Source organism: Paenibacillus sp. BK720, from assembly GCF_011761545.1.
Taxonomy (GTDB): domain Bacteria; phylum Bacillota; class Bacilli; order Paenibacillales; family Paenibacillaceae; genus Pristimantibacillus.
This window is the reverse complement of record NZ_JAASRQ010000009.1, coordinates 43,750-61,982: the sequence shown is the minus strand read 5'-3', so window position 1 is coordinate 61,982 and position 18,233 is coordinate 43,750. Positions and strand designations below refer to the sequence as shown.

The following is an 18,233-nucleotide window of genomic DNA, read 5'->3' as shown; positions in this document are numbered from 1 at the left end:
TTAGGAGGGGGAGAAATGAGTCTGAAGGAATTTTTGTACCACTTGCAATACGAGCCTGACAAAACGAAACCGCAAGACATGGAGGTGGATTGGGAGAACGCGCCTCTGCCGTATAAGTTGTACCGTCATTTGCCTGTATTTCCTCTCCCTTCCGATGTTCCGTTAGATCTGACGGGTAAGCAAGGGCAAGAGAAAGAGAAACCAACTCTCCGGGATATCGGGTATTTTCTTTGGCACACCTTCGGTCTGGCACAGCTTAGTCAATCGGTTATTGAGCAATATACGGGGGAGAAATGGGAAAGCTCATTGCAGCTTTGCAGACGATTTGTTCCTTCGGGCGGAGGTCTTTATCCGAGCGAAATGTATATGTATTTGAAGCTGGAGGAATTGCCTTGCGGCATTTATCATTATGATGCGGCTCATCATCGTTTGATTTTATTGCGTGAAGGTCACTTTGATTCCTATGTGGGCAAGGCCTTAGGCAATCGCTGCGACGTAACAAGCTGCTTCGCGGTTGCTTTCGTATCGACTGTATTTTGGAAAAACTTTTTTAAATACAATAATTTCTCGTATCGTTTACAGGGGTTGGACGCAGGTTTGTTATTGGGCCAGCTGCATGAGGTGGCGAAGCGATTTGACTTTGAGACAGGAGTGTACTTTCAGTTTCTTGACCGTGCGATCAACCATTTGCTTGGATTACCTGAAGCAGAGGAAAGCGTATATGCTGTAATTCCGCTTGCGGTAGATTCAAGCATGGAATGGTTCCACCATGACATTGACCATAAAAATCGGATTTCGTCAGCAGAGTTATGCAGTCAGCTTCCAATCATTAGGCACGATCATTTTATGCGTTCAAGAAAAGTACTGGATTACCCAATGCTGACCCAATTGAATGAAGCGTCCCTGATGGATACCACCTTTTCATTTAAACGGCTTGGAAGAAAGCAAGAGACAGTCCCTCAAACCGATGTTCATGTTTTGCCTCAAGTAAACAGACTGACGTATGATTTAGCAGAGGTATGCAGGCAGCGTTACTCGCCAGAAATTGAATTTGTATTGGAAGCAGTGAGTCAGTCGGATTTAGCGGCACTATTGCAAGAGGTTATGATTTCCTATCGCTATCGAAATGATTTGGATGGTTCGATCCAGAGTCCAATGTCTCGAGTAAAACTGTTCGGGTGCTTTTATGGCGTTGAGGGCATTCGTGACGGTGCCTATCTTTATGATGAAAAAGCGCATACGTTGCAGCTGGTTAGGGCTGGTGATCAACGGCCATGGCTTCAGAATGGGATGTCGCTGGATAACTTGAACTTATTCCAGGTGCCGCTGAGTTTTCATGTGGCGGGTGATCGGGGACATCTTCACGCCGAGCTTGGTTATCGCGGTTATCGGATTCAACAAATGGAAACGGGAATGTTGGTTCAGCGCTTGCTGCTCGCTGCTTGCGCGTCCGGAATGGAAGGACGTCCGCTGCTAGGCTTTGACGTTAGCTCCATGAACGAACTTTATGGATTAACTCCGTTCGGCCAAACGAGTTTGATCCAAATTCCAGTCGGCCCATGCCGGAGTCGTTCACGGCTTGAGGGTAGTTTATCGCAATAACTGAAATAAAAGGCAGATTGAATGTCATTGCCATTCAATCTGCCTTTTATAATTTTTAACCTTAAGGCTGGTGAACTGCTGTCTTCTTCTGGAACTCACCGACTGGGTGATGCAGATGATGATGCACATGCATTATAGGATGGAACCAAGCATGATGATAATCTAATGTTTCGAGCTCCCATCCATCGTGATGATGATCGTAGTGCATGTGGTCATCCCACATTTCATGCATCATCGGATGATAGTCATGCATCATCGGATGATAGTCATGCATCATCGGATAATAGTCATGCATCATGGGATGGTAATAATGCATGTAGTGGAAGTCGTCGTACATGTAAGGAAAGTGATGCATGTGATTAGAATCAACGTCGTAATGATGAGAAGGGAGAACAGGCTGTTCATGAATGGCTTGAGGTCCCCAATTGGACTGGCTTGGACTTGATTGCATTTGAGGACTCCAATTGGCCTGATTCGGGCTTGATTGCATCACTTGTGGTCCCCAGTTGGCCTGATTCGGACTTGATTTCATCTGTTGGTAATAATCGGGCTTAACAGCCGATTGTGGCGTATAAGGTTGATTGCTTATCATGGTGCGCCTCCTTTTAATTATACACTACAATATGCTTTGAACGAAAAAGGGGCACTTATCCCTATAAAATGGGCGAGTAGATGTTGCGAAAACGGTAAACTCAAACAGCTAGTTTATTTAAAAAAATATTTTATTTTACAACGCATAAATTTCCATCCATTCCACAAAATAACCTCACATCCAAGAAGGAGTTGACTATTATGGCTAACCAATCCAACAATTTAGTTGTACCGCAAGCGAAAGAAGCTTTGAACCGCATGAAATACGAAATTGCTACTGAGCACGGCATTCCGCTCTCCGAAGGTTACAACGGCAATCTGATGACTCGCGAAGCGGGTACAATTGGCGGCAACATTACGAGACGTCTTGTTCAGATGGCAGAACAAACTTTAAGCGGAGCACAATTCTCCAATACAAGAAGATAGCAAGCAACACAGTCATTCCCCTCCATCTCGCGCATCACTTACCATCGGCTAGCAGTAAAGGGCGATGATATAATGGTGAGATGAGAGGGGAATGTTTATGTTCATCTCGCCTATGCTGCCTATGAAAGCCGAGGAGCCCTTCGACTCGGAGGAGTATTTATTCGAGCCCAAATTGAACGGTCATCGGCTAATGGTTTCTTTTATTAACGGCCAAGTGAATATGTACACCAGGAATAACAATGAAGTGACAAGACAGTACCCCGAGCTGTTTAATGTTCCGGTGGACAGCGGTATGGATGTCGTTTTCGACGGAGAGGTTATACGGCTCAGGGAAGACGGAACGAATGATTTCGATGAACTTATACAAAGATTCCGGATTGGCAAAGCAACCAAAATAAAGGAAGCGTCCCGAACTCGTCCCGTGCATTATTACGTCTTTGACATTTTGTATCTGAACGGAAAAAGCTTGGCTCATCTGCCTCTTGTGAAACGAAAAGAGATTTTGGCCAAGATCCTGCAACCAAGCATTTATTACCATGCAACCATGTCGATTGAGAACCGGGGCAGAGCGTTGTTCAAAGTAATGGAGGACAAAGGTCTGGAAGGCATGGTGGCAAAGAAGAAGAACTCGAAGTACGTGGGCAAAAAGTCCGAGAATTGGCTCAAGGTCCTTCACTATCGATACCTTGAGGTTTCCATCAGCGCTTACAGGCGCAAACAATTCGGCTGGCTCGTCGAGCATGAAGGAAAAACGGTCGGCTGTATTGAAGAGACGATTCCGACGGAGGACAGGAAAGTCTTTTACAAACTGGCTCAATCGCTTGTTACCGGGCAGGACAAACACTTTGTATATGTAAAACCCGTACTTAAGGTAAGGATAAGGTTCCGTGACTGGACCGCCAATCATATGCTTCGGACCCCCGAATATGTGGAATTTACCGGAGAAAAGATAAAAAGCCTCTAAGATAGATGGTATCTTGGAGGCTTTTTGCTGTGCATGCGTGGTTAGAGCTTTGCTTTCCTGCCTTCAATGAGTATGGTCAAGCTTACAAGCGTAACAAATATGGTGGCGCCCATATCCGAGAGGATGGCGATCCATAAGGTCAACCAGCCCGGGATGGTGAGCAATAACGCAATGATTTTCAAGCCGAGGGCAACGATAATGTTGAAGCGAATAATATAGTTAACGCGCTTGGCGACCGTAACGGCAGCCGGCAGCTTGCCTAAGTGATCCTGCATCAGTACAATATCTGCCGTCTCGATGGCGCTGTCCGTGCCTTTCCCCATGGCAATGCCAAGCTGGGCGGAAGCTAGAGCAGGGGCATCGTTGATCCCATCCCCGATCATGGCCACGACTCCCTTTGAGGACAGCTCCTTGATGCGATGGACTTTGTCTTCCGGAAGCAATCCCCCGTAGAAACTTGTGACGCCAACCGCCGAAGCAACCTTTTCCGCTGTTTTCCGATGATCTCCGGTAAGCATAACCGTCTTCCTGATTCCGAGTCTGTGCAGGGCGGCAATAACCGTTTTGCTTTCCTGACGGATCTCGTCCGCAATTCCGAATATCCCGAGTATTCGTTGTTCATCTGCCACCGCAACAAGCGTTAAACCATTTTCTTTAAAGAGATTGATTTGTTTTTGAACAGACTCGGGTATCGCGATATGCTCCATGCTTTTTTCATTCCCGAGCCAATAAGACTCGCCATTCACTTTTGCTTTTACTCCGCGGCCGGTCATCGTTTCAATCTCGTCAGGGTCGGGAGCCGTAATGTTTCTATCGGCCAATTCCTTCATGATTGCCTTGGCCAGCGGGTGAGAAGAGGACTTTTCGATAGCACCTGCTACGGTCAAGAAACGGTCCTCATCAAAAATCTCTAATTGCTCGACATGCGGCTCGCCTTTCGTTAACGTACCGGTTTTGTCAAACGCAAGGGTATCGATCTTGCCAAGCTGCTCCAGAAAAACGCCGCCTTTAACGAGAATACCGTTTTTTGCCGTACGCGTAATGCCGGAAACAATCGCGATCGGCGAGGATAAGATTAGCGCGCAGGGACAGCCAACGATTAAGACCGACAGTCCCTGATACAGCCATGCGATCCAGCTTCCATGAAAAAGAAGAGGAGGGACCACGGTTACCAGCGCCGCAACGATCATAATAAGGGGCGTATAGAATTTGGCAAATTTATTGATAAACAATTCCGTAGGGGTTTTTGTTTCCTGCGCTTCTTGAACGAGATGAAGAATCTTCGCCAAGGACGAATCGTTATAGGCCTTTTCGATCTTTACGATAAGCAAGCCTTCGTTGTTAATACTGCCGCCAAAAACAGGTTTGCCGGTCTCCTTCTCGATCGGCAGCGACTCGCCCGTAATAGCAGCTTCGTTAACCGAGCTTTTCCCTTCTACTACTATGCCATCGGACGGAATTTTTGCGCCGGGTTTAATCTTTACCAGATCGCCAGCCTGCAAGGAGGCAATAGGGACAACGCTTTCTTGACCATTCTCGAGCCTTATGGCTTCCCTAGGGGCCACTTGCAGCAAAGCTTCCATCGATTGCCGGGCTTTTTCCATGCCGTAGCCTTCAAGGAGTTCGTTCAAGCCGAATAAGATCGCAACTAGCGTAGCCTCTCTCCACTCGCCAATCGCAACCGCGCCAACTAATGCGATGGTCATGAGCGTATCAATATTAAAGGTAAGCTTGATCAGGTTTTTTAATCCGCGAAAAAAAGTGGGATATCCGCTTATAACGGCGGCAATGAAATAAAGGATAATAACAGGCCATTTCGGCAGAACACCATCCAACAAGATTGCCGCTGCATAAAGAATTCCGGAGGCAATAAGGAGCTTTAACGTTTGGTTGCCATCGCCATGCTCATGATTATGATCGCCATGCTCATGATTATGATCGCCATGACTGTGGTTATGACTATCGCGACTGTGCGCATGGCTATCCGCTTGCCTATTTAGCTGCTCGGAGACATAGGCTCCATCAGATTTAAGAATGCGATTAACCTCAGGCATTGAGATCTCCGGACTAATCTTCAGCTTGCCTGAGTTGTAGCTGAGAGTCGCGTCTTCACCGTGATCAAGCTGCTTGATCTCCTTTTCGATTCTTTGCGCGCAGCCGGCGCAGGACAGTCCTTTAATGCGGTATTCATTCATAAGAACTTCCTTCCTTCTTTATATGAATACTTGCTCATATATTATGTTGCGTGGCGGGAATTGTCAAACCTATTTTGCCCAAAAGAAGGAAAGCTGCTTCTGGAATTGAAGGTTATAATGAATAAACAGATCCTTTGGTTAGAAATCCACGATCAGGAGGACATGCAAAAAAGGATGATTGGACAATGGACGCTAAAACGAATGAAACAAAGCAGCCCCTGCTTTATAAATGGAAGGCGATGGCGAAGAAGCTGAAAGCAAACCTCATGGTCATGTATTTAGCCTATCGGGACCCCCGAGTACCGTTATTTGCGAAGATAGTTGCGATTTGCGTTGTTGCGTATGCCTTTAGCCCTGTTGATTTGATTCCGGATTTTATACCCGTTCTCGGATATCTGGATGATATCGTTCTTGTTCCGCTAGGCATCTATATCGCACTGCGGCTGTTTCCCAAAGAAGTGCTTGAGGAATACCGTGCCAAGGCAGAGGAGCAAAGAAAATTAGGCAAACCGAGGAATTGGCTTACAGGCACGCTTATCATAGCCGTTTGGGTTGTATTAGCCGCGTTGTGCGGCTGGTATATTTTGAATTAATGTAAATAGATATCGGAAACTGCAAACAACCCGCCGGCTAGCCGGCGGGTTGTTCCATTGTTCATTATGGATTAACGAATTTGACGATTTCCTCGTTGAATTTGTCTTTTTCTTCGTAGAAGAGACCGTGGCCGCTGTTTTGGAACGGAACAAGCGTAGAGTTCCGAATGCCCTTATGCAGCTGTTCCGCGATGGCGAACGGGACCGCGTTATCGTGAACGCCGTGCAAGATAAGGGTAGGTACGCTGATTGTTTTCAAGCCGGCGCGCAGATCCGTTTCGGCGACCGATTGAATGCTTTCGATCGTCGCGCGGGCATCCGAAGATTGACCCATTTGATCAAACCATGCCCGGAATGCCGGACTTGGCTGCTTGTAGAAGAAGTCGTCGCCGAAGCTTTTCAGCATGTTCGGGCGATCCGCCTTCAGATTGGCTACGATGTTATCGATATCCTTCCGCATAATGCCGTATGGATAGCCTTCGCGCTGGCTCCAGCTGGGGGAAGCGGCTCCGAACAGCATCAGCTTGGACACCGCATGTCCTTTATGTCTAATCATGTAATTTGTCGCAACCGTACCGCCCATCGAGAAGCCGGCAAGCGTTACGTCCTTTAATTCCAGCTTGTCGATAACCTGGCGCACGTCGTCCGCGAAGGTATCCATATCGTAACCATCGTAAGGATGATCGGATTTACCGAAACCGCGCAGGTCGATTCCGATGAATCGAATGCCTTTTTCAGGCAGCTCGGTTTGCTGGTATTCGTACATTTCGTGATTGGCCGGCCATCCGTGAATGAAGACAACGGGTTTACCTTCGCCTACGTCTTCGACGTACAGCTTCACGTTGCTGCCAACCGTTACATAATGGCCGCTGCCCGTATTTACGACACCGGACGAATAATGCTGCGCTTCCGCGACATGCGGTTTCATGAGGCTGGCTCCGATTCCCGTTCCCGTACCGATAAGCGCAATTGCGAGCGACAGTGTTAATACCTTATTGCTTGTTAGCCTTTTCATCATAATTTCCTCCTTAGAAATGTGGATTGTACGAACCGAAAAATTGCGCCTCCTTGCCGTGGTAAGTTTTGGTTTGTTTGCTCCTTCATATTATTTGCATACAAATCATTTGTCAACAAATTAAATTAAAAAGTTTTGCCGATAAAGCACTTTAATGTAGGGATAAAAATATGGATATTTGAGCAGTTGGGCTGCATTCGAATTTAAGTTGTTTAAAATTAATTTGTTGACAAAATAATTCGGAATGAGTATGATTGGTTCATAAGATTTGTGCGCAAATAATTTGCTGGCAAATGAAAATGAGGAGGAATACATGATGCATCAACAAACGGTTATTATCGGAACAGGTCCTGCGGGACTAACGGCAGCGATTTACTTGGCTAGGGCGAACCTTTCTCCGCTTATTATCGAAGGATCGCAGCCGGGCGGACAATTAACAACAACGACGGAGGTCGAGAACTTCCCCGGTTTTCCCGACGGAATCACGGGACCGGAGCTCATGGATAATATGCGTAAGCAAGCCGAGCGATTCGGCGCGAGATTTCAATCCGGCTTCGTAACCCGCGTGGATGCCTCGAAACGTCCGTTCACGTTATACCTGGAAGGCGGCACCGAAATAACGGCGGACGCGGTAATCCTATCGACCGGCGCTTCCGCGAAAATGGTTGGCATTCCCGGCGAAGTCGAAAATATCGGCCAAGGGGTTAGCACATGCGCAACCTGCGACGGATTCTTTTTCCGCAACAAAAAAATTATCGTCATCGGCGGCGGCGACACCGCGATGGAGGAGGCGTTGTTCTTAACGCGATTCGCTTCCGAGGTTCGCGTCGTGCATCGCAGAGAGGATCTTCGGGCTTCCCAGATCATGCAGGATCGCGCGCGCGGAAACGCCAAAATCTCATGGAGCCTTAACGCGACCCCGCTGGAGGTATTGTCCGGCGACAAAGGGGTGACCGCTCTCAAAGTTCGCAACAACGCGACGGGTGAGGAAGAGGTGCTGGAAACCGACGGAATCTTCCTTGCAATCGGGCATCGTCCGAACACCGCGTTCTTAGGCGGGCAGATCCAAACCGACGAGCAAGGCTACGTGGAAGTCGTTCCGGGAACTTCCCGCACGAACGTTCCCGGCATATTCGCCTGCGGAGACGTTATGGATCCGATCTACCGTCAGGCGATCACGTCAGCGGGCAGCGGCTGCAAAGCGGCGTTGGATTGCGAAAGCTTCTTGTTTGAGCAGCACTAATTCAAACTTATAACAGCACATTAAAAAAATGATCTAATGGAGGTTATTTCTCATGACACAAGAACGCACAGGTAAAGCAACCGTAGGCGGACAACCGATTACGCTGGTAGGTCCGGAGTTGAAGGTCGGGGACAAGGCTCCCGCGTTCACCATTAATAAAGATCTTATGACCGAAGCAAGCCTCTCCGACTATACAGGCCACATCAAGCTTATTTCCGTCGTGCCTTCGCTGGACACCGACGTTTGCGACGCGCAAACGCGCCGGTTCAATCAAGAGGCGTCGAAGCTGGGCGATGGCGTGGTCGTATTGACGATCTCGGTTGACTTGCCGTTCGCGCAAAGCCGGTTTTGCGCAACTGCCGGCATCGAGCGCGTGATCACTTTGTCGGATTATAAACACCGCAGCTTCGGCGAGGCGTATGGCGTGCTGATCAAAGAACTGCAGCTGGATCAACGCGCCATCTTTATCGTCGACGCCGACGATACGATCCGCTATGTGGAGTATTTGGGTGAGATGTCGGATCATCCGAATTACGATGCCGCTCTTGCTGCGCTGCGCGAGCTGGCTCGGTAAGCGGCCAATCCGCAGGAAGATGCAGAGCCCTTTGACCGGCATTCGCTCAAAGGGCTTTTCTGTCATGGTTAAGCAGTATCCGTCTTGCAGCTTAGCGCTGCATTGTTTTTTTGGAAAAAGGGATGTAATATGAAGGGCGACAGACTGTCGAAGAACGAGGAAACGTTAGAGGAGGGATGACCGATGAAACAAGATAATCAAGGACCTCATATACCTTTGGATGCCCATTTATGTTTTTCGTTATATGCGTGCTCGAGAGCTATTTTCCGGATGTACCGTCCGCTGCTGGACGATTTGGACTTAACTTACCCTCAATACCTGGTGCTGCTTGCGTTATGGGAGCATGAGACGATGTCGGTCAAAGATATTAGCGAGCAATTGGTCTTGGATTCCGGTACGCTGACGCCGATGCTGAAACGAATGGAAGCTGCGGGACTTGTCCGGCGGGAACGTTCGAAGGAAGACGAGCGGGTCCTGCATATCCGGATTACCGACAAAGGAATTGCGCTTAAGGATCAATCGATGTGCGTGCCGATGTCGCTTCTTGAAGCGAGCGGGATGTCCGAAGCGGAAATCGGCGTATTGAACGGAGCGATCCAGAAGCTGCTTCATCAGATTAACGAAAGCTCATCGGCAAAATAAAATCCCTCGCGGAAGACAGCGCGGTCAGGTTGGGCAAACCTGAACACGGCTTTGTCGACCGGAGGGATTTTTGTGTCTATCTTTTTCGACATAAGTGAAGGAGGGGAGTTATATGCTTTACATATTTAGCGGGCTGCCGGGCGCCGGGAAGACAACTTTATCGTCGGCTTTGGCCAGGGAGCAGCGGGCTGCGTATCTCCGGGTAGATGTCGTGGAGCAGGCTATGCGGGAAGCGGGAATGCTCGTCGATGGACCTCAGGGTTACATGGTGTGTTATGCGATTGCATCGCAGAATCTCCGGTTGGGTCTTGACGTGATAGCGGATACGGTCAATCCCATCAAATAACGCGCGAGGCTTGGCGCAACGTGGCGGAATCTCTTGATACTCCGTTTGTGGAAATCGAAGTGGTCTGCTCCGACGAACGCGAACACAGGCATCGAGTCGAAACGCGCGAAGCCGATATTCCCGGCTTTGTTCTACCTGCATGGGAGCAGGTCAGGAACCGGCAGTACGACCCTTGGGACCGACATCATATCGTCATTGACACCGCTCATCAAACGGTTTCCGAAAGCTTAGAGACATTATATGAACAGTTAAACAACAGCCGGTCACAGTGACCGGCTGTTGTTCAAATAACTAAAGGAAGCTCAATGCAATGAATGATAATCAAAATCCGGCGGCCTATTCCCTTTCAAATGATTTTCGAACATATCGATAATTTCCAGGAAGCGCTCGGCTTCCCTATAAACATGATCGGCAAGCAAAGGATGAATGATACTCTTAATGCGGCAAGCCTCGATAAGATCCCGGGCCGTCTTCTTAAAATCACGAAGGCTGACAACGGAAACACGATTCTGATCCAAAAATTGAGTCAATAAGGGTTGGGTTTGTGACTGGGGTCTCATGGAGCTTAAATCCTGAGCCTGCCAAAGCAAGGTATCAAAATCATTGCTAAATTCCCGTGCTTGCTCGACTAATTTCCGTTCTGAAGGATCAAGTAAATGCCCTATGAATTTGGCGTGGTCAGCCATGATTTTCAAGAAGAATACATTCTCATCGATAATAGCATCATGCAGCGGTTCCAACTGACCGTTATTTAGTTCGGCGAGACGGTTTCTAAAGTAGTTGGCTTCTCTGCTGGTATGATCTACCAAGAGAGGGAAGTTGTTTGCGCCAGGGAGCTTGCAGTTAATGATTAAACCAAGCACCTTGCGTTTAAAAACATATATATGAACGGCTGCATTATAGACCTCTGCATTAAATGCCCTAATGGTTTGAGGGTCAGTGTTAGCATTATATTGATGCGCTTTGGTTTCAATCTGTTCAAACACGGAGTAATATCCGTTAGCCTCTTGAATGAGCTGGGTGTCATCGCAGCGAAATCCGAGTTTTAAGAAAAGCGAATGCTCTTTCATAATTCTGGACCAGAATCGAACCTCATCTAGCGAACGCGTTACAAATCCATTCAATTGTAACCACCCTCCCATATTTGCAGCTTATGAAGCCTATGATAGGCAGGCATTGTCCGATAACTGTAAAGTTTGGAAATATAAAAAGAGGCTCCAAGATGAAGGAGCCTCTTCGTACAAAATATTAATTTCAATCATCTAAAACTTATCCGGGAACTGCTTGATAATGCCTTCCGTCAGTATGTCCGCCAGATGGATCATATGTGTTTCATTCTTATCCGTGGCTGCAATATCTGCTTTCCAATCTCCCTTAATACAGTCCAGCACGATCTCCGTAATAAGCTGAAGGTGAGTGTACAGCATATCTTGCAGGGTTTTGAACGACCAGTTCGGATTTGCGGAGCTTAAAAATGCGGCGATATCATCCGCGTTTTTATGCCAATCCGCCTCTAACTTCTTCACTTCGTCTTGTTTGTTGGCTTTGGCAGCCGCTACGATTTTTGCTGCGATCATAATATGTTCTCTCAATATGTCAGCAAGCTTATTCCCGGCAGCTTCCCCATAGTAGGGCTTAATCACATTGCCTATGTCCTGTTGGTTTCTTAAAAGCCGGTCTAAAACGTCCTGCTGATCGTAACGATTCGATATCGCGCTTACGATATAGCTTCTCGTCCAAATCGTATGGTCGATCCAAACCCTCTGCATATCCGTTTTTAATTGGACCATTTGCGGAGTTATGCATTCCGCTTTCCGTTCCTTAGCGCCCTGAGCGGATATACCTGCCGGACTCAAGCTAATAACGAGCCCAAAGGTTAAAAGTAAGGCCAGCATCCATTTGATTTTCACGTTTATCTGCTCCTCTTATCCTTATGCATAATTAAATCATATTGCATGTATTATTATGGATAATTTATCCGGCCTTATGCACAGGGTATCCTACAAAAAGGAGCAACACAAAAACAGCTGGCCAGATGGCCAGCTGTTCTTCTTCAACCATTATTCAGCCGATGGAGCGGGAGCTTCACCGATATAAGCAAGCGCATTGTAAATGAGTACGGCTGCATCCGCGCGGGTAATATCGTCAGTAGGATTGAAGTTGCCATCCTGGTCAAGCTCGGCGATTTTCAGAACAAGCGCCCTTTGGATGGAACCGTCGTACGCGATGGATACCTCGTCTTGGTCGCTAAATTCCACCGGAGCAATCTTAATCATCGGCAGATTGCTATGCTGCTCAATGGCAAGGATAAGCTGGTGAGTGAATTCTTCTTTGGTCCATGTTTTGTTAGGATCCAGATCGTTCGGCAAGCCAATGTTATTGTTTGCCGCAATGATAAGCGCATCCGCATACCAGGCATTATCGTCCGCTTTCGGGAAATAGTCCGTAGCATGAGGCTCTTTGAAGAAACGAAGCGTATCGATGTTCAAATCAAGAGCATTGACAATAAGCTGAATACCTTGTGCTGCAGTTAGCGTTGCATCCGGGAAATAGCGGTCCTCGCCAACGCCTTGCACCAGGCCTTTATTTTGCAAAGCCGTAATTTTATCCTTAGCAGGTACATTGGCAATATCCGAGAACGGATTGGTTGCCGCAAAGCTCTGTCCTGCAATGGACAGGGTAAGTACGGCGGTAGCTGCTAAAGTAACGAATTTGAATTTTTTCGTCATGCTGGAATCACCTCATCAAGTTTTTGGAACGTTCCTTCCTCATAGACGGGCTATTCCAAGAAAGGTTGCAACACTACTTACCTTTTTTTATAAACTTAACAATACGTTAATAAACGATTGGGAGCAGCTGGCCTCCCTACATGGGGTGAAGTGGAGATGGAGGTCTGTGATGATTGTTTATTGAGAGATCAACCGGAATAAATGGGATCGCATCCGTACACTCGCGGCGGAGAAAGGCATTACCGTGAGCAGCTGGAGGATTCCTTAAAAGCCGATGAGATTCGTTTTACCGAAGCGGAATTGGCTTACCTGACTTTGCAGGACAAATAGACAAGGAAAAACCGCCAAGGCTTGGCGGTTTTATTATGCTTTGCTACTCCGTTCTGTTTTTACGGAATTCTTTAGGCGTAAGCTCGCGATCCTTTTTGAAGGCCTGGATATAATGGTTCACATGATTGAAGCCAACTTTGCTGGCGATTTCGGTTATCGTATATTCCGTCGACTGCAGCAGCTCGCAGCTTTTGTTAATCCGGTACTTCATGAGGTACGAGTAAGGAGTCATATGAATGCTGGTTTTAAAGCTGCGCGTACACTCCGACACGCTTAAATGCGCGGCATCGGCAATCTCTTTCAACGTTATCGGGTTGGAATAGTTCTGATGAATAAAGCTAAGCATGAGCTGGAGCCTCTCTTGCTTCAGCCGGTTACGCTTGGAGGATGCTTCCGACGGCAGCGATATATTCGAGATGAGAATCAACCATAACTGAACGGTTCTGATCGATATCCCATACTGCCATCCCCAGCTTTTTTTGATCTCGAATTCCGTTTTCATGGCCCAGAGAATGTGCAGAATTTGCTTTTGCCACTCCGTATCGCCTTTAATCTCGAAGGATAACAGATAAGAGTTGGTAAAAGGAAGGACGTAGTTTTTTTCCATGGCGCTATCGGAATAGAAGGCAAGCAGTTTCTCCGGGAAGTTAAAGCTGACGTACTCGCCTTCGGCGGTCAGGTGAGTCACGACGTGAAGGACGCTTTTGTTGATAAAAATTGCCTGGCCCGTACGTAAATGATAGTCGATTCCGTTAATCTGGATCGTTAAATTCCCTTTGGTCGCTAACGTGATTTGCAATTCTTCATGCCAGTGCAGATCGTTAAAACCCCTGCCTTCGGGAATCGAGCGGTGGATCGTATGCGTATACATGATGTACGGAAAGGTCTCATCCGGAAATCGTATCGCCTCGTACAGTTGTTTCCCCATAGCTATGCTCCTTAGTTGACGATATTTCGATATAAATGAAGGATATTATTACACTAAATAAACAACCGCGATGATATTATTATATCCAGCTTAGGCTTACCCTTACAATTCCCGTGCACGGGTTATTGTCTATATGCTTGGAGGAACCATGCGTAAATTATCGAAATCTTCTTTGCCTTCCCATCCGTTTATTTTGTTATTTATCAGTATTTTGTCTGTTTCGGTATCCTCAATCTTAATCAAATTTTCGGATACGCCAACCTCCGTGGCGGGGATGTACCGCTTGTTTATTACCGTTGTCATCATGCTGCCTTTTGTGCCATGGAGGCAGCTTCGATCCATAAAGCTGAACAAGAAAGATTGGAGTATCGTGATCCTGGCTGGCTTATTATTGGGTCTTCACTTTTTGTTCTGGATGGAATCCCTGGTGCATACCTCGGTCGCAAGTTCCATGGTCATCCTGGCTTTACAGCCGCTGTTTGTTATGATCGGTTCATACTTATTGTTTAAGGAGATGGCTAACGTACTTACGGTATCTTGCTTGATTGCGGCTCTCTGCGGTTCGATCCTCATCGCTTGGGGCGATATAGGCGTATCGAAAGAAGCGTTGCTTGGAGACGGTTTATCGTTAATCGGCACGCTAGCCGTGTCCGGCTACTTGCTGGCGGGGCAGAAAGTAAGCAGCAAAATCAATGCCAATGTCTACAGCATTATCGTGTTTTTCATCGGCGGCATCGTGCTGCTTATCCATAATTTGCTGAACGGCTGCTCTTTCACGGATTATAACCCGTCCGATTGGATTTACTTCTTGCTGCTATCGATTATCCCGACTATTTTTGGGCAATTGTTATTTAATGTGCTGTTAAAATCCATCGGGGCGACTACCGTCTCGGTAGGTATTATTGGAGAGCCGGTACTTGCCATTATTCTCGCGTATCTGCTGCTGGGAGAAAATATTTCTTTATTTCAGCTTGCAGGCGGCATGATCACCTTATTCGGCATGGGCATGTACTTCTGGTCAAAGTCATGGATTGGCGGGCGGAAAGTAGGCAGCCATGGATGAGAGTCGGATCAGGCTCCAATTTTGTTGCAAATGCAACAAAATTTCGATAATATTTAGGATAACAAAAGGGCTGTAATAGGCCTTCATCCTTAAAGGAGCCATGCTCAAATGACTGTCACCATTCATAAATGCGACCGTGAAGATCTGCCGTTACTTCAACAGATAAGCATTGAAACCTTCTATGATACATTCAAGGACCAGAATTCGCCTGATCAAATGAAGGCTTATTTGGAACGGGCCTTTAACGCGGAGAAGCTGGAAGAGGAATGGTCCAATCCGTCTTCGGAATTTTATTTCATTGTTTGCGATGAAGAAGCTGCCGGTTATTTAAAGGTAAACGTAGATGATGCCCAAACGGAAAAGATGGGGGAAGAAGCGCTTGAGATCGAAAGGATCTATATTCGTTCCGGCTTCCAGAGACAAGGGCTGGGCAAGCATCTTTTTGACAAGGCATTGGAAATCGCTATCGGTCATCACAAAAAAAAGATCTGGCTAGGGGTTTGGGAGAGGAACGAAAGCGCCATTGCGTTTTACCGGAAGGCGGGATTCGTTCAGACGGGGGCCCACTCGTTTTATATGGGCGATGAGGAGCAGATTGATTTTATTATGAGCAAGACGTTGACATAACCTTTATTCCCCGGAGCGGCTAATCTGAATGATTGGCTGCTTTTTTGTTGCGCTGCTCTCAACAAAATGTATAGGCACGAGTACCATAAATCGGCATATAGTAGTAAGGCATCAAGTTTTTGTGGCGCTTTCATGGCGCAAATTGGCGAAAAACGAGGTGGAAACATGCAAAACAGCAAGATTGCGTATTTCTCGGCGGAGTTTGGACTTGATGAATCCCTACCGATTTATTCGGGTGGCCTTGGCATATTGGCTGGCGACCATATCAAGGCGGCAGCAGACTTGAATATTCCGCTTACGGGCGTAGGCATATTTTACGGTAAAGGCTATTTCCAGCAGCATATTGACGAGGGCGGCTCGCAGCACCATTGGTATCCCGAGGTCGATCTGGAGGCGAGTGTTTATCCGGTTGAACTCGTGCGGGACGGCAATGGTCATCCTGTTATTATCGAGGTTCCGCTGGAAGGCAGAAAGGTTTATGCGAAAGCGTTCTCCGTGCAGGTAGGCTCTGTCACTCTGTACCTGCTCAATACCGACGTTGAATCAAACGGCGAGGCGGAGCGCCGCTTAACTGACACGTTGTATCCCGGGGCGCAAGATATTCGCATCAGCCAGGAGATTCTCCTCGGCATCGGCGGCACGAGATTGCTTGCCGCGCTGGGTATTCAGCCAGAAGTGTGGCATATGAACGAAGGGCATTGCGCTTTTCTTGCCCTGGAACGCATCCGCATGCTGTCCGCCGAAGGCGTGCCTTTCGAGACGGCGCTTGAAGCCGTTAAGGCAAGCACCGTCTTCACGACGCATACGCCGGTTCCGGCGGGGCACGACGTGTTCTCCGTTGAGATGATGGACCGTTTTTTTGGCGATTTCTACTGGCAGCTGGGAGCGGATAGGGATCGGGTGTTAGCGCTTGGCCGCATGAACGGCGTGTTCAACATGACGCGCCTTGCCGTCAGCGCGTCCTCGAAAGTAAACGGGGTAAGCAAGCTGCACGGTGAAGTGACCCGGGAAATGTTCCACAGGTGGATGCCGTATATTCCGGCAAAGGATATCCCCGTCGATTCGGTCACGAACGGCATCCACACGGGGACATGGCTGGCCGCTGGCCTGAAAGAACTGTTCGACCGATATCTCCCGTCCGACTGGTCCCTGCAAGCAGCGGAGCCGGAAGCATGGGCAGCGGTTCGGGAAATTCCGAGCATCGAGTTGTGGGAGGAGCATCAACGGGCGAAAGCCAAGATGCTGCAAGCTTTCGGACTGCCGATCGCCCCTTCGGACGGTGTTCCGCTCATCATCGGTTTTGCCAGACGGTTCGCGACGTATAAGCGGGCGCTCCTTATCTTCAACGACGCGGAGCGGATCGCGCGGATCCTTGGCAATCCGGATCGTCCGGTGGTTCTTGTGTTCGCAGGCAAGGCGCATCCCTCGGACGGACCGGGGCAGGATTTGATCCGCAAAATTGTAGAGCTTTCCCAGGATGAAAGGTTCAAAAACCGTGTGTTCATGATTGAGAACTACGCGATGGATAAAGCAAAGCTGCTCGTTCAAGGCGTGGACGTATGGCTCAATACCCCGCTGAAGCCAATGGAAGCCAGCGGCACAAGCGGGCAAAAGGCTGCCTTGAATGGCGTGCTTAACTGCAGCGTGCTGGACGGCTGGTGGGTGGAGGGCTACAACGGGCGAAACGGCTGGGCAATCGAGAGTACGGTCGATGGCGACCCGTGGCTGCAGGCAAAGCAGGACACCGAAGCGCTTTACCGGCTGCTCGAGGAAGAGATTATTCCGCTGTATTACAAGCGGGAGGATCGGAATGTCCCCGTGGAATGGGTCAACCTGATGAAGGAATCGATCTGCTCGCTTGCGCCGGTCTACAACACCCACAGAATGGTAACCGATTACTGGAACAAGATGTACGTGCCAACGAGCTTGAGAGGAAAGCGGTACGCCGCGGACAACTTCGAGGTTGCGTCAAGAGTAGCGGCTTACAAGCGATTCATCCGCAGCAAGTGGTCGGGCGTTCAGGTCAGGAACGTGAATATTCAAGAAGACAATGGCAACGGAAACGGGGTAAACCGTTTCCGCGCCGAGATTCAGCTAGGCGACATATGGCATGAGGATGTTCGCGTGGAAGCGGTTGGCTCCGATGGCCATCGCGGCATCTGGAAGGTGAAGCTAGAGCCAATTCGGCAGCAGGCGAAGGGACATTACGTCTTTGAGGGAGCCTCTGCCGATATCCCGACGGACAACATCTGGGAGGCCGACGTCAACGTGCGGGTTACTCCGATCAGCCCCGATTTCGCTAATGAATTCGAGCTGGAGCTTGCTGCTTGGGGGGAATAGCCGGCAGCCTTATTAAATAACGCGA

General features: G+C 48.3%; 20 protein-coding genes. 13 read left to right on the top strand and 7 right to left on the bottom strand.

The window, feature by feature from the left end; all coding sequences use genetic code 11:
• Positions 1-15 precede the first annotated feature (15 nt).
• A complete protein-coding gene (locus FHT67_RS27535; protein WP_132313096.1) occupies positions 16-1,602 on the top strand; it encodes a SagB family peptide dehydrogenase in 1,587 nt (528 codons plus the stop codon).
• A gap of 61 nt (positions 1,603-1,663) precedes the next feature.
• On the opposite strand, the gene FHT67_RS27530 is transcribed toward FHT67_RS27535, so the two are convergent.
• A complete protein-coding gene (locus tag FHT67_RS27530) occupies positions 1,664-2,194 on the bottom strand; it encodes a hypothetical protein (RefSeq protein ID WP_167201992.1) in 531 nt (176 codons plus the stop codon).
• Positions 2,195-2,394: 200 nt separating this feature from the next.
• On the opposite strand from FHT67_RS27530, the gene FHT67_RS27525 reads away from it, so the two are divergent.
• Together FHT67_RS27525 and FHT67_RS27520 are read left to right on the top strand one after the other, a co-directional pair.
• Positions 2,395-2,619, top strand: a complete 225-nt coding sequence (locus FHT67_RS27525; protein WP_132313092.1) for an alpha/beta-type small acid-soluble spore protein — start codon at positions 2,395-2,397, stop codon at positions 2,617-2,619.
• A 91-nt stretch (positions 2,620-2,710) separates the two neighbouring features.
• Positions 2,711-3,583, top strand: a complete 873-nt coding sequence (locus tag FHT67_RS27520) for an ATP-dependent DNA ligase (protein WP_132313090.1) — start codon at positions 2,711-2,713, stop codon at positions 3,581-3,583.
• A gap of 41 nt (positions 3,584-3,624) precedes the next feature.
• Here the strand turns inward: FHT67_RS27520 and FHT67_RS27515 are convergent, their stop codons facing one another.
• The gene (locus FHT67_RS27515) at positions 3,625-5,778 is read right to left on the bottom strand and encodes a heavy metal translocating P-type ATPase (protein ID WP_167201991.1); all 2,154 of its coding nucleotides are present in this window, start codon (positions 5,776-5,778) and stop codon (positions 3,625-3,627) included.
• Positions 5,779-5,963: 185 nt separating this feature from the next.
• Here FHT67_RS27515 and FHT67_RS27510 point away from each other — a divergent pair, with 185 nt between their 5' ends.
• A complete protein-coding gene (locus tag FHT67_RS27510) occupies positions 5,964-6,371 on the top strand; it encodes a YkvA family protein (RefSeq protein WP_132313086.1) in 408 nt (135 codons plus the stop codon).
• A 64-nt stretch (positions 6,372-6,435) separates the two neighbouring features.
• On the opposite strand, the gene FHT67_RS27505 is transcribed toward FHT67_RS27510, so the two are convergent.
• Positions 6,436-7,299 carry an alpha/beta fold hydrolase gene (locus FHT67_RS27505; protein WP_132313148.1) on the bottom strand — a complete coding sequence of 288 codons (864 nt, stop codon included), beginning with the start codon at positions 7,297-7,299 and terminating at the stop codon, positions 6,436-6,438.
• A 403-nt stretch (positions 7,300-7,702) separates the two neighbouring features.
• Between FHT67_RS27505 and trxB the strand changes: the two genes are divergently transcribed.
• From trxB to FHT67_RS30730, 5 genes are all read left to right on the top strand, one after another.
• Positions 7,703-8,629 (top strand): thioredoxin-disulfide reductase, encoded by a 927-nt coding sequence (gene trxB / locus FHT67_RS27500; RefSeq protein ID WP_167202006.1) that lies wholly within the window; start codon positions 7,703-7,705, stop codon positions 8,627-8,629.
• A 52-nt stretch (positions 8,630-8,681) separates the two neighbouring features.
• On the top strand, positions 8,682-9,203 hold the full coding sequence (tpx, locus tag FHT67_RS27495) for a thiol peroxidase (RefSeq protein WP_132313082.1): 522 nt from the start codon (positions 8,682-8,684) through the stop codon (positions 9,201-9,203).
• 183 nt (positions 9,204-9,386) lie between these two features.
• Positions 9,387-9,845: a MarR family winged helix-turn-helix transcriptional regulator gene (locus tag FHT67_RS27490; RefSeq protein WP_132313080.1), complete on the top strand. Its 459-nt coding sequence runs from the start codon at positions 9,387-9,389 to the stop codon at positions 9,843-9,845.
• A gap of 112 nt (positions 9,846-9,957) precedes the next feature.
• Positions 9,958-10,191 (top strand): P-loop nucleotide/nucleoside kinase family protein, encoded by a 234-nt coding sequence (locus FHT67_RS30735; RefSeq protein WP_481856738.1) that lies wholly within the window; start codon positions 9,958-9,960, stop codon positions 10,189-10,191.
• A gap of 20 nt (positions 10,192-10,211) precedes the next feature.
• Positions 10,212-10,463 carry a hypothetical protein gene (locus FHT67_RS30730; protein WP_481856737.1) on the top strand — a complete coding sequence of 84 codons (252 nt, stop codon included), beginning with the start codon at positions 10,212-10,214 and terminating at the stop codon, positions 10,461-10,463.
• Positions 10,464-10,493: 30 nt separating this feature from the next.
• Here FHT67_RS30730 and FHT67_RS27480 read toward each other — a convergent pair whose 3' ends face one another.
• The 3 genes from FHT67_RS27480 to FHT67_RS27470 all read right to left on the bottom strand — a co-directional run bounded on the left by FHT67_RS27480 (position 10,494) and on the right by FHT67_RS27470 (position 12,920).
• Positions 10,494-11,333: a DUF2935 domain-containing protein gene (locus FHT67_RS27480; RefSeq protein ID WP_132313078.1), complete on the bottom strand. Its 840-nt coding sequence runs from the start codon at positions 11,331-11,333 to the stop codon at positions 10,494-10,496.
• A gap of 120 nt (positions 11,334-11,453) precedes the next feature.
• Positions 11,454-12,101, bottom strand: coding sequence for a glycosyltransferase (locus tag FHT67_RS27475; RefSeq protein WP_207918205.1), 648 nt, complete (start codon positions 12,099-12,101; stop codon positions 11,454-11,456).
• A 150-nt stretch (positions 12,102-12,251) separates the two neighbouring features.
• Entirely contained in the window at positions 12,252-12,920 is a 669-nt protein-coding gene (locus FHT67_RS27470) for an S-layer homology domain-containing protein (RefSeq protein ID WP_132313074.1), read from the bottom strand.
• 201 nt (positions 12,921-13,121) lie between these two features.
• Between FHT67_RS27470 and FHT67_RS30440 the strand changes: the two genes are divergently transcribed.
• On the top strand, positions 13,122-13,250 hold the full coding sequence (locus tag FHT67_RS30440) for a hypothetical protein (RefSeq protein ID WP_279513620.1): 129 nt from the start codon (positions 13,122-13,124) through the stop codon (positions 13,248-13,250).
• 43 nt (positions 13,251-13,293) lie between these two features.
• Here the strand turns inward: FHT67_RS30440 and FHT67_RS27465 are convergent, their stop codons facing one another.
• Complete coding sequence (locus FHT67_RS27465) at positions 13,294-14,178, bottom strand: AraC family transcriptional regulator (protein ID WP_132313072.1); 885 nt, start codon at positions 14,176-14,178, stop codon at positions 13,294-13,296.
• A 148-nt stretch (positions 14,179-14,326) separates the two neighbouring features.
• Between FHT67_RS27465 and FHT67_RS27460 the strand changes: the two genes are divergently transcribed.
• The 3 genes from FHT67_RS27460 (at position 14,327) to glgP (ending at position 18,208) form a co-directional block, all read left to right on the top strand.
• Positions 14,327-15,241 (top strand): DMT family transporter, encoded by a 915-nt coding sequence (locus FHT67_RS27460; RefSeq protein WP_132313070.1) that lies wholly within the window; start codon positions 14,327-14,329, stop codon positions 15,239-15,241.
• 108 nt (positions 15,242-15,349) lie between these two features.
• Entirely contained in the window at positions 15,350-15,868 is a 519-nt protein-coding gene (paiA, locus tag FHT67_RS27455) for a spermidine/spermine N(1)-acetyltransferase (RefSeq protein WP_132313068.1), read from the top strand.
• A 165-nt stretch (positions 15,869-16,033) separates the two neighbouring features.
• Positions 16,034-18,208, top strand: coding sequence for an alpha-glucan family phosphorylase (gene glgP, locus FHT67_RS27450; RefSeq protein ID WP_132313066.1), 2,175 nt, complete (start codon positions 16,034-16,036; stop codon positions 18,206-18,208).
• Positions 18,209-18,233 lie beyond the last annotated feature (25 nt).